The organism is Psychroserpens sp. S379A (genome assembly GCF_049800755.1).
Taxonomy (GTDB): Bacteria; Bacteroidota; Bacteroidia; order Flavobacteriales; family Flavobacteriaceae; genus Psychroserpens.
The window spans coordinates 704,724-716,930 of the sequence record NZ_JBNAFQ010000001.1 but is presented as its reverse complement, the minus strand read 5'-3'; the positions used below and the strand labels follow the sequence as shown (position 1 = coordinate 716,930).

The following is a 12,207-nucleotide window of genomic DNA, read 5'->3' as shown; positions in this document are numbered from 1 at the left end:
GGTGGTTGGATTTTTAGATTGTTAGACTTGTTAGATCTTTAGATTTTTAGATGTGAGAGTTCCTCCTTGGTTTTGTGCTGAGGGGGAATTTTTTATTGTGTTGTTTTGTGTTGTTTTGTGTTGTGTTGTGTTGTGTTGTGTTGTGTTGTGTTGTGTTGTGTTTTTGATGGATGCTGAAACTGGTTCGGCATGACGGGTGGTTTGTTGTTTTTTATTTGTTCTTTTGCATGCTATTGACACTCGCCTGCCAGATGTTAGAGGCGTGGTTTTCCGACGTTGTCGGAATTGGGTTTGGTGGTTGGATTTTTAGACTTGTTAGATTGTTAGACTTGTTAGATTTTTAGATCTTTAGATTGTTGGATTTTTAGATGTGAGGGTTCTTCCTTGGTTTTGTACTGAGGGGGAATTTTTTATTGTGTTGTTTTGTGTTTATTTTTTATTGTTGTGTGTTTTGATAACATTCGTCAGTTTGATGCTTAATTGTACTCAAAATACAGAACGGGTTAAATAATATTTTTTATTAAGTACTATATCGGCTAAAAGATTTATATTTTTAACATTCTAAAACAATAATCAATCAATGTCTGAAGAACAAAAAAAGTTACTTGAAAAACAATTATGGGCTATTGCCAACCTTTTACGAGGTAAAATGGATGCGGACGATTATAGAAACTACATCTTGGGCTTTATCTTTTTTAAATACCTTTCGGAAAAGCTACACCTATATGCTAATAAAATATTAGCGCCTGATAATTTAACCTATGAGCAATTAGATGAACATTCAGATCAAGGTAAGTTATATATAGAAGCGGTTAAAAAAGCTTGTGTAAAAGAATTAGGTTATTTTTTAAAGCCAAGTGAATTATTTACATCTATAGCTCAAAAAGGAAATAACTTATCAGAAATCCAAACTAATGAAATTGATGAAGCTAAACAGTTTTTCATCATTGAAGATTTAGAGCGTATTCTTACCAATATTGAGCAGAGCACCATGGGTACAGAATCAGAAGATGATTTTGTAAAACTATTTGAAGATTTAGATTTAACGTCTGGTAAGTTAGGTAGAACCGTAAAAGCCCAAAATGAAACCATTGCAAAAATTATCACGCATTTAGATGCAATAGACTTTCAATTAGAAGATACTGAAAGCGATTTATTGGGTGATGCTTATGAATATTTAATAGGCGAATTTGCATCAAGAGCAGGTAAAAAAGCAGGTGAATTTTATACCCCTCAAGAAGTATCAACCATATTAGCAAAAATTGTTACTACTCGTAAAAAGCGTTTAAAATCAGTATATGATCCAACGTGTGGTAGTGGGTCCTTGTTGTTACGAGTAGCTAAAGAAGTGGATGATGTAGGTATGTTTTACGGCCAAGAATTAAACCGAACGACCTACAACTTGGCACGTATGAATATGATTCTACACGGTGTAAATTATCGTCAGTTTGATATTAAACAAGAAGATACTTTAGAAGAGCCTCAACATATGGCAATCGACTTAAAAGCAGAAGCTATTGTAGCCAATCCACCGTTTTCTGCTAAATGGAGTGCAAAAGGTATTTTTAGTACTGATGATCGGTTTAGTCAGTATGGTAAGTTAGCACCTAAAACAAAAGCAGATTTTGCATTTGTACAGCATATGATTCATCATTTAGATGAAAGTGGAATCATGGCAACCGTTTTACCTCACGGTGTATTATTTAGAGGAAGTTCAGAAGCACATATAAGACGGTATTTAATTGAAGATAGAAACTATATAGATGCTGTTATTGGTTTACCTGCAAACATATTTTTCGGTACAGGTATTCCAACCTGTATTTTAGTAATTAAAAAATGTAGAGAAGTTAATGAAGATGTTTTGTTTATTGATGCTTCACAAGGTTTTGAAAAACAAGGTAAAGACAATAAATTATTACCAATCCATATTGATGACATTGTAGATACATATACCAACAGAGAGGTTATAGATAAATACAGTTATAGAGCAACCTTACAGGAAATAAAAGATAACGATTATAACCTAAACATACCACGTTATGTAGATACCTTTGAAGAAGAAGCACCTATTGATATTGATGCTGTTGCGGAACAAATTCAAGCCTTAGATATAGAAATAGCAAAAACCGATAAACGTATTGCTTCTTACTGCAAAGAATTAAATATTAAAACGCCTTTTTAATGATGGAAGAACAATTATTACCACAATTGAGGTTTCCAGAGTTTGATTTAGGTTATAAAAGGGTTGAGCTTAAAAAAATTGCGACTTTTAATCCTAAAAGTGAAGAGCTTCCTGAATCTTTTATTTATATAGATTTAGAAAGTGTGAAAAATGGTCTATTATCTAAAGAAGAAAGAATTAATAAATCTGAAGCACCAAGTAGAGCACAAAGATTGTTAAGAAAAGATGATATTATATATCAAACAGTTAGACCTTATCAAAAGAACAATTATTTTTTTGATAAAAATGCAAATGATTATGTTGCATCTACTGGTTATGCACAAATAAGAACAAAGCAAGTTTCTAAATATCTCTACCAATATTTACATACAGAAAAATTTGTAAATAAGGTTTTAGTTAGATGTACAGGTACAAGTTATCCAGCAATTAATTCTACTGACTTATCGAAAATAAGTATAAATATTCCAAATATTACTGAACAACAAAAAATAGCTTCATTCCTTACAGATGTAGATGCTAAAATTACCCAACTAACCAAAAAGAAAGCCCTTTTAGAGCAATACAAAAAAGGCTTAATGCAAAAAATCTTTAGTCAAGAACTACGGTTTAAAGATAAGAATGATAATGAATTTCCTAAATGGGTTGAGAAGAAGTTAGGGGATTTATTAAAAACAATAGTTGATAATAGAGGGAAAACACCACCAATAGAAAAAACAGGTATTCCACTAATAGAGATTAATTCTATAAAAAACCGATTTGTTGATTATAGGCTTGTATCGAAGTTTGTTTCTGAAAATGTATATAAAGAATGGTTTAGAAAATATTTACAAGATGGTGATTTACTTTTTTCTACAGTTGGTAAAACAGCAATTTGTGCCATATACAAACAAGATGTATTGTCAGCAATAGCTCAAAATTTAGTTGGTTTAAGATTTGAAAAAGAAAATTTTAATTTTATGTATTATTTATTAACTGAAAATAAGAATAATAATAAATTCAAAAGAATTGAAATGGGAGCGGTACAACCGAGTGTTAAAGTTTCTCAAATGATAAATATTGTTTTTTCAATTCCCTGTATAGAAGAACAAACCCAAATAGCCAATTTCTTATCGGATATAGATGTAAAGCTAGAAGCTTTAAATGCTAAGATAGAACAAAGTAAAGTCTTTAAAAAAGGCTTATTACAAAAAATGTTTGTTTAGAATAATATGAGAAACATTAATCTACACAATGATATTTCACTTGTTGATGGGTATATAATCGTTAATAATCAAGATGGTAATCGATTGTTTTTAGAGCATGATTTAATGTATGGTGGAAGTGATGTGTATTGTTGGTTAATGGGGTTTATTTTAATTGGATTAGGTAGTTATGAGCAAATATTAAATCGAGGGTTAAAAAATAGATCAACAAGATTAGGAGAGTTTATCTATAGATTAGAAAGCGAGTTACAAAAGGATATTAATTTTAAGCTTAATAATTCTTATGAAGGGTTAATTATTAAAAGTAGATTAGATAAAGATTTGATAGTTTGTGAAACAGATAAGCGTTTTATGTCTTTATTTATTGTTAATCATATAGAATTAAATAATGCTGTAATAATAGAATTTGACGTAAAGGGATTTGATAACACATTTTCTATGTTAGTTACAGCTCTTGAGGTTGTAAAAAAGAAATCTATTAAAACATTATTTTGTTTAAGTCCACAATATTCAGAATCCCCTAAAAATTATTGGAATGCCGTTTTTAAAAGCAATGATGAAAAAGACCCGTTTTTATATACTTGGGTAGATTTTGATCATGGAGAATCTTGTAGAGCAAGAATAGTTAATGTATTAGCTTTATATAAAATATCCTAAATTACATGACCACGCAACCAGAACACGTATTAGAGCATAATTTAGTAAAACACAATTTTTAACTTAATGTTAGCCAAACAAAAACAGATTATTAAAGATGTAAAAAGAATTGCTAAGCATCATCATGAATTGTCGGAAGCAAAAGGAGAGCTTTTTAATATTTACAATATACTTAGTTTAAAGACCAAAGAGGTGCGCACGCACTCGGCTTTTATTGCAGAATTATTAAATCCGAAAGGCACACATTTTTTAGGTTCAGTTTTTTTAGAAGCATTTATAAAGTTGTTGCCATTAGAATATTTTAAAGACTATATTGATGCCGAAACTTGTACAGTTTTGGTTGAGTATCATACTGGACCAATTAATAATGATTTAAAGATTGGAGGACGAATAGATATTTTAATAAAAGATGGCTATAATAAGACCATAGTTATTGAAAACAAAATTGATGCAGGAGACCAATTGTTTCAAATTGAGCGTTACTATAATTATAATAAAAAAAATGGGAATAAGGTTGTCTATATTTCAAAATATGGAGATAGTCCTGATTACAATAGTAAAGGTGATTATATAGAAGGAAAAGATTTTCATATTCTTAGTTATCAGCAAGATATAATAAATTGGCTGGAAGAATGCCAAAGTTTAGCAAGCGACCAACCTATTTTAAGGGAAAGTATAAAGCAATACAAGATATTAATTCAACAAATAACAAATACTTTGGGAGACAAAGAAGATAAAGAGTTAACGACTATTATTGGAGAGAATTTTGAAGAAGCAGCAATAATAGTATCTAAATACAACCAACTTAGTAATCGATTAAAAAAGAGGTTTCGAGACAAGGTTTTAGAAGATTTGAAAAGCAAATTAACTGATTTTCATATTACAAATAATAACATTAATAATAAACATTCACATATTTGGTTTCATAATACTAAACCTAAAATGTTCGAAAAAGTGTGGTTTGTAATAGAAAGTTTTAGTGGAAAGGGACATAAGGATTCTTTATTGTTTATTGGGATTTTTGACGATAAAAATAATTTGTCTACTCAAGATTATTTTTTACCAGTTACAAAAAACTGGGTACACCATCAACCATTAAGATATAATAATAAGGAAATTAGATTAAATGATGTATCATTCTTAAAGTTGCTAAATGATAAAGATGAATTAATTAAAATTACAAATAGTATTTCAGCTCAAATCTTAGGATTCATAAAAGATTACCGTTCATTACTCGAAAAATAATCATGACCACGCAACCAGAACACGTATTAGAACATAATTTAGTAAGCCAATTAATTGGCTTAGGTCATAAATTGGTTACTATAAAAACCGAAGATGATTTAGTAAGCAACCTAAAAACACAATTAGAAAAGCACAATAAAACCACCTTTACAGCTACTGAGTTTAATCGTATTTTAACCGACTTATCTAAAGGTAATATTTTTGATAAAGCTCAGTTTTTACGTCAGCCAAAATATGTACTTCAAAAAGATAATGGTGATAAAGCATATATAGAGTTTATAAACCAAGACTTTTGGTGTCAAAACGAGTTTCAAGTCACCAATCAAATCACCATTAACGGTAAACGAGAAAATCGTTACGATGTTACCCTTCTTATTAATGGCTTGCCATTAGTACAAATAGAATTAAAGCGCAGAGGTATAGAGCTTAAAGAAGCACATAGGCAAGTATGTAGGTATCAACAAGAATCGTTTGCATCAAACCACGCGTTATTTAATTACGTGCAACTCTTTGTGATTAGTAATGGCGAAAACACAAAATATTATGCCAATACCTTTAAACAAGGTAAAATGCCAAGTTATAAATTTACAAGCTATTGGAGTGATAAAACAAATAAACGCATTAGCCAAATAGACAAATTTGCCAATATCTTTTTAGAGCCTTGCCATATTGCTAAAATGATAACCAAGTATGTAGTACTGCACGAAAAAGACAGGGTTTTAATGGTACTTAGACCCTATCAGTATTATGCAGTAGAGGCTATTATAGATCGGGTTAAAAATAGCGATAAAAATGGTTATGTATGGCATACCACAGGATCTGGTAAAACACTAACCTCTTTTAAAGCAAGTCAGCTACTAACCAATAACCCAAAAATTAAAAAGGTGGTATTTGTAGTAGATAGGCAAGATTTAGATGATCAAACCGTAAAAGAGTTTAGAGCATTTGATAAAGAAAGTATTGATGGAACAGAAGATACCAAAACATTAGTAAAACACTTTTTAGACCCAACAAGACCGTTAATAGTAACTACGATTCAAAAATTAAATGTTGCCATAAAAAAAGCAGCATTTAAAAATCAAATAGAAAAAATTAAAGACGATAAAACTATTTTTATTTTTGATGAGTGTCATCGTTCTCAATTTGGAGAAACACACAAGGCTATTGTAAACTTTTTTACCAATCATCAACTATTTGGTTTTACAGGGACGCCAATTTTTGAAGAAAATGCTTTAAGTGTAAAAAGTATAAAACAAACTACAGCAAATTTATTTCACGAGTGTTTACATAAGTACGTTATTACAGATGCTATAAGAGATGAAAATGTATTAAAGTTTTCAATAGAGTACTACAATGTTTTTAAAAAGAAAATTCAAGATGAAGAAGATGTAAAAGTAGAAGCCATAGATACAAAAGAAGTGTATGAAAGTGATGGATATTTAGAAACTATTACTAATTATATACTTAAAAATCACTACTACAAAACCAATAGCAGGCAATTTACAGCAATGTTTTGCGTAAGTAGTGTAGATGTCTTAATTAAATATTACGAGCTTTTTAAAGCTAAAAAACAAGCAGGCGAACATGATTATAAAATAGCAACTATCTTCTCGTATGCAGCAAATCCAGAAGTAGATACTATAGATGGTAATATTGCAGAAGAAGATGTAACAGATGATGCACCTATAAACCAATCTGTAAGAGATAAACTAGACGAGTTTATTGCCGATTATAATACTATGTTTAATGATGCACATTCTGCCAACGATGCTAAATCATTTCTAAATTATAAAACTAACATTTCTAAAAGAGTACGTGATAAAGACATAGATATATTGTTAGTAGTAAATATGTTTTTAACAGGGTTTGATAGTAAAACACTGAATACCTTGTATGTAGATAAAAACTTAAAATACCACGGTTTAATACAAGCTTACTCGCGTACTAATAGAATATTAAATGATAGTAAATCACAAGGTAATATAGTAACCTTTCGTAATTTAAAACAAAATACGGATGATGCAGTACGTTTGTTTTCTAATCTGTCGGCAAAAGAAACCATTACTATTGCACCCTATAAAAAGCAACTCACGTTTTTTGAAGAAGCTTATGTTAAATTAATAGGACTTACACCAACACCCAATAGTGTTAATGATTTGGTAACAGAAGAAGATGAACTAGAATTTGCAAAAGCATTTAGAAATATTATGCGTTTGAAAAACGTATTAGAATCGTTTACAGAATTTACTTTTGATGATGTGCCTATGTCAGCACAAGAATTTCAAGATTTTGCTACTAAATATCAAGATTTAAACGATAAAATTAGATTTAATACTCAAAAACAAAAAGTATCTATATTAAACGAAATAGATTTTGAAATAGAACTATTGCATAAAGACGAAATAAACGTAACCTACATTATGCAATTGTTAACGCAGTTGAAAGAAGCAAAACCAAAAGAACAAGCTAAACAGAAAAAACAAATACTAGATTTATTGGCAGGTGAATCTACACTAAGAAGTAAAAGAGAATTAATAGAGCAGTTTATTCAAAACAATTTACCTAAAATAGCCAATAGTGCAGACATAGAAAATGAATTTAAAAGCTATTGGAAAGAAGAATCTAAAAAAGCTTTAAAAGTTTTAAGTAAAACGGAAGCCTTACAGGAAGATAAAGTAGAAGATATTATAAGTGATTATTTGTTTACAGGCAGAATGGCAACCGAAGATGAGGTAATTGAAGCATTAGAAAAACAGCCAAGTGTTTTACAACGTGAAACTATAAGTAATAGAATAACAGAAAAGATAAAAGATTTTGTGAAGACTTTTATTAATGGTGTTGAGTAGTGTTAAAATCAATTACCCTGTTAACTAAAAAAATAAAGCCTTGTAAATGTATTTTTACAAGGCTTTATTTGGATAAAGAGGGGGTACTTGTAGTTATCTCATAGCGATAATCCTGAGCAAGCATAACACCGCAAACAAACTACGTTTGTTAGGTTTTGTATTTTTAGTTGTGCTTACATACAAGAGAGCGGGATTGGATATCCCAAAAAGGGAATCCTGAACAAGCATAAAACCGCAAACAAACTACGTTTGTTAGGTTTTGTATTTTTAGTGGTTTATAAAAGCAAGCTTTTAACACCTCCTAAAAACACAAAACCCGCAACAAGAGTTGCGGGTTTCTTTTGCGGAGAAAGAGGGATTCGAACCCCCGGAGGTGTGACCCTCAACAGTTTTCAAGACTGCCGCATTCGACCACTCTGCCATTTCTCCTTGAGTGCCTCATCAGCTATTTGCTGAATGCGGATGCAAATATAGAACGCTTTTTTTACTCTTTCAAATAAAATCATAATATTTTTAAACTAAATTATACGACTATTCATTTTATTAATTGAAAGATGCTTTTAATTCCATAAAACTAGGCTTAAGTTTGCACTTAAATACATTACCATGAAAACGATCAATGCTCTAAAATGGCGTTATGCAACTAAAAAATTTGATTCGGATAAGAGTTTATCTCCCGAAAAAATTAATATCATTAAAGAGGCGTTTAATCTAACAGCGACTTCTTATGGCTTACAGACCATAAGTTTAGTGGTGGTTAGTGATAAAGATAAGCGAGAACAACTGGTAGAGCATTCGTATCATCAAAGGCAGGTAGCCGATGCATCACATTTGCTAGTGATTTGCATTCAAGACGATATTTTAGATGCCGACGTAGAAGGTTTGTTTAATACAATATCGGAATTAAGGCAAACACCAGCATCTATTTTAGAACCTTACAGAGAAGATTTAAAAGTAATGATGCAAAACATGACCAAAACCGAACGTCAAGAATGGTCTATAAAACAAGCCTATATAGCACTTGGTAATTTAATGACCGTTTGTGCTTTTGAACATATAGATGCGTGCCCAATGGAAGGTTTTATACCAAGCAAATACGATGAGTTGTTACATCTTAAAGACTATAATTTGAGGTCTGTGTTATTGCTTCCTATTGGTTATAGAGCCGAGGACGATAAGTTTGCTACATTTCAAAAAGTTAGAAAACAAGTTGATGAATCTGTCATCACTATATAATTTCTAGAGTTGTTATAAACGAATATCTTATATTTGCTTTGTACATTCAAAAATTCATGTTATGAAAAAAATAATTGCTATAATTCTATTTGCTTTTTGTGCTAATCTTTCGGCTCAAACAAATACTCTAAACTGGTTAACAGATTATAAAGAAGCTTTAAAAACTTCAGAAAAACATAATAATCCAGTTTTGGTTTTTGTTGACGATGAGTCTAACACCAAAAGTTATGAAGTGCTAAAAGATCAAGTTTTTAATTCAAAGGCATTCAAATCATATACATCAAGTTTTATACTATTAAATCTTAATACTACAACTAATAGTTATAATAAGCGTTTAGCTAAACATTATACTAAAAGCGATGCTGTACCTGCTTTGGTTTTAGTTGATAAAAATGGAAACACGATAGGTAAGGCCTTAACAGAATTTAATTCAGAATCTATTTCTGAGTTTATGAGTTTTCTTAAAACAAAGACCAAACACTAATATATGCCAGGATTTGAGTTATTTGGAGATTTAGAACGTAAAGAAGTTAACGATGTTCTAGATAATGGCGTGTTGATGCGTTATGGTTTCGATGGCATGCGAAAAGGCCATTGGAAAGCTAAAAGCCTTGAAAAAGAATTACAGAGCACGTTTCAGTCTAATCATGTTCAACTTGTATCAAGTGGAACAGCAGCTGTTTCTGTAGCATTAGCTTCTGCTGGAATAGGAGCAGGTGATGAAGTTATTATGCCTACCTTTACCTTTGTGGCAAGCTTTGAAGCCATTATGATGCTTGGCGCAATTCCTGTTCTCGTTGATATTGATGATACCTTAACTTTAGATCCAAAAGCGGTTGAAGCTGCAATAACTGAAAAAACTAAGGCAGTTATGGTGGTGCACATGTGTGGTAGTATGGCAGATATGACAGCATTAAAAACAGTTTGTGATGCTCATAATTTGGTGTTTGTTGAAGATGCTTGCCAAGCTATTGGAGGAACGTATGAAGGAAAACCTTTAGGAAGTATAGCCGATTTAGGTTGTTTCTCATTCGACTTTGTAAAAACTATTACCTGTGGCGAAGGAGGCGCAGTAATTACAAACAATCCTGAGTATTATAAAAATGCCGACCATTATAGCGATCATGGTCATGATCATATAGGAAGTGATAGAGGCGCAGAAAGCCATCCGTTTTTGGGTTATAATTTTAGAATTTCAGAATTACATGCTGCTGTTGGTTTGGCACAAGTTAATCGTCTTAAAGAGTTTATAGCAATTCAGAAAAAGAATTATACGGTTTTAAGAGATGCTTTAGCTGAAATTCCTGAAGTTACATTTAGAAGAGTTCCCAAAGGAGGCGAAGAAAGTTATGCTTTTCTGAATTTCTTTTTACCAGATTTAGAATCTGCTCGTAAGGTTGTAGAAACCTTCAAAACTAATGGTATTGATGCTTGTTGGAATTATTACGATAACAATTGGCACTATGTTCGTAAGTGGAATCATTTAAAGGATGCTAAATCGTTGTATCCTTTGTCTTCAGAAATTAAAGAAGAATTAGAGCAACTTAAAAGTAAATCATTTGAACAATCTGATCACTTTATTGGCCGAAACATATCGTGTTTAATCAAGCTGTCTTGGGCCGAAGAGGAGGTTAGACAAAGAGCTGAAATGATGGTTTCTTGTATAAAAGACGCAATTAATAGTTAACATAATCCACAATTTCTAAACCATAACCGATCATACCAACACGTTTGGTTTGTTGGCTGTTTGATATTAATCGGAGTTTGTGAATGTTTAAATCATGTAGGATTTGAGCGCCAATACCAAAGTCTTTAGAATCCATATCAATTCTAGGAGCTTTCACAACTTTGCCTTCAACTTGAGAGTCTTTTAAAAGATTTAGTCGTTTTAACAAATTCATAGATTGTGATTGCTGATTGATAAACACAATAGCACCTTTGCCAGCATCATTAATGACTTTAAACATGTCATCTAGCTTTTTATCGGCATTGTTAGTAAGTGTACCTAAAATATCATTATTAACTAAAGTAGCATTAACACGAGTTAGTACCTCCTCGTTTTTTTTCCAGCTTCCCTTAGTTAAGGCAATATGTATTTGATTGTTAGTGGTTTGTTGGTATGCTCTTAAGCGAAAGTTTCCAAATCGCGTTTCGATATCAAAATCTTCTTTTTTCTCTATTAAAGAATCGTGCTCCATTCTGTAAGCCACTAAATCTTCAATAGATACTATTTTTAAATCAAACTTTTTGGCAACTTCCATAAGTTGAGGTAAACGTGCCATTGAGCCATCTTCGTTCATGATTTCAACAATAACACCAGCAGGTTCTAATCCAGCTAATCTTGCGAAATCTATGGCAGCTTCAGTATGACCAGTACGTCTTAAAACACCTCCATCTTTGGCAACTAAAGGAAATATGTGTCCTGGTCTAGCTAATTCAAAAGGTTTTGTGTTAGGATCAATAAGCGCTTTAACCGTTTTAGCTCTATCACTAGCCGAAATCCCAGTAGTGACTCCATTTCCTCGTAAATCAACAGAAACCGTAAACGCTGTTTCCATAGGGTCTGTATTGTTGTTTACCATCATGTGTAAATCTAATTCTTTACATCTGGTTTCGGTAAGAGGAGCACAGATCAATCCACGACCATGAGTAGCCATAAAATTGATGGTTTCTGGAGTAATTTTACTTGAGGCAGCTAAGAAATCACCTTCGTTTTCTCTGTTTTCATCGTCTACAACAATAATGATTTTACCGTTCCTGATGTCTTCAATGGCTTCGGAAATGGTATTGAGTTGTATTTTTTTTGAATCTGTTGTTTTTGACATTATAGTTTGCATAA

The 12,207-nt window shown here is 31.5% G+C and carries 9 protein-coding genes and 1 tRNA gene; 8 read left to right on the top strand and 2 right to left on the bottom strand.

Features of this window, described 5'->3' with window-relative positions:
• Positions 1 to 580: 580 nt before the first annotated feature.
• The 5 genes from ACP15M_RS03210 to ACP15M_RS03190 all read left to right on the top strand — a co-directional run bounded on the left by ACP15M_RS03210 (position 581) and on the right by ACP15M_RS03190 (position 8,132).
• Positions 581 to 2,182 (top strand): type I restriction-modification system subunit M, encoded by a 1,602-nt coding sequence (locus ACP15M_RS03210; protein WP_425075730.1) that lies wholly within the window; start codon positions 581 to 583, stop codon positions 2,180 to 2,182.
• On the top strand, positions 2,182 to 3,384 hold the full coding sequence (locus ACP15M_RS03205) for a restriction endonuclease subunit S (RefSeq protein WP_425075729.1): 1,203 nt from the start codon (positions 2,182 to 2,184) through the stop codon (positions 3,382 to 3,384). Before ACP15M_RS03210 ends, ACP15M_RS03205 begins: the two co-directional genes overlap by 1 nt.
• A 6-nt stretch (positions 3,385 to 3,390) precedes the next feature.
• Positions 3,391 to 4,041: a hypothetical protein gene (locus ACP15M_RS03200; protein ID WP_425075728.1), complete on the top strand. Its 651-nt coding sequence runs from the start codon at positions 3,391 to 3,393 to the stop codon at positions 4,039 to 4,041.
• A gap of 66 nt (positions 4,042 to 4,107) precedes the next feature.
• Positions 4,108 to 5,286 carry a PD-(D/E)XK nuclease family protein gene (locus ACP15M_RS03195; protein WP_425075727.1) on the top strand — a complete coding sequence of 393 codons (1,179 nt, stop codon included), beginning with the start codon at positions 4,108 to 4,110 and terminating at the stop codon, positions 5,284 to 5,286.
• A 2-nt stretch (positions 5,287 to 5,288) separates the two neighbouring features.
• The gene (locus ACP15M_RS03190; protein ID WP_425075726.1) at positions 5,289 to 8,132 is read left to right on the top strand and encodes a type I restriction endonuclease subunit R; all 2,844 of its coding nucleotides are present in this window, start codon (positions 5,289 to 5,291) and stop codon (positions 8,130 to 8,132) included.
• 344 nt (positions 8,133 to 8,476) lie between these two features.
• Here the strand turns inward: ACP15M_RS03190 and ACP15M_RS03185 are convergent.
• A tRNA-Ser gene (locus ACP15M_RS03185) sits at positions 8,477 to 8,561 on the bottom strand.
• A gap of 177 nt (positions 8,562 to 8,738) precedes the next feature.
• On the opposite strand from ACP15M_RS03185, the gene ACP15M_RS03180 reads away from it, so the two are divergent.
• From ACP15M_RS03180 to ACP15M_RS03170, 3 genes are all read left to right on the top strand, one after another.
• Positions 8,739 to 9,368, top strand: a complete 630-nt coding sequence (locus ACP15M_RS03180; protein ID WP_425075725.1) for an NAD(P)H-dependent oxidoreductase — start codon at positions 8,739 to 8,741, stop codon at positions 9,366 to 9,368.
• Positions 9,369 to 9,429: 61 nt separating this feature from the next.
• Positions 9,430 to 9,852 carry a thioredoxin family protein gene (locus ACP15M_RS03175; protein ID WP_425075724.1) on the top strand — a complete coding sequence of 141 codons (423 nt, stop codon included), beginning with the start codon at positions 9,430 to 9,432 and terminating at the stop codon, positions 9,850 to 9,852.
• A 3-nt stretch (positions 9,853 to 9,855) separates the two neighbouring features.
• A complete protein-coding gene (locus tag ACP15M_RS03170; protein ID WP_425075723.1) occupies positions 9,856 to 11,055 on the top strand; it encodes a DegT/DnrJ/EryC1/StrS family aminotransferase in 1,200 nt (399 codons plus the stop codon).
• Here ACP15M_RS03170 and ribB read toward each other — a convergent pair.
• Positions 11,045 to 12,205 carry a 3,4-dihydroxy-2-butanone-4-phosphate synthase gene (gene ribB / locus ACP15M_RS03165; protein WP_425075722.1) on the bottom strand — a complete coding sequence of 387 codons (1,161 nt, stop codon included), beginning with the start codon at positions 12,203 to 12,205 and terminating at the stop codon, positions 11,045 to 11,047. The two genes, ACP15M_RS03170 and ribB, sit on opposite strands and share 11 nt — an antisense overlap.
• Positions 12,206 to 12,207 lie beyond the last annotated feature (2 nt).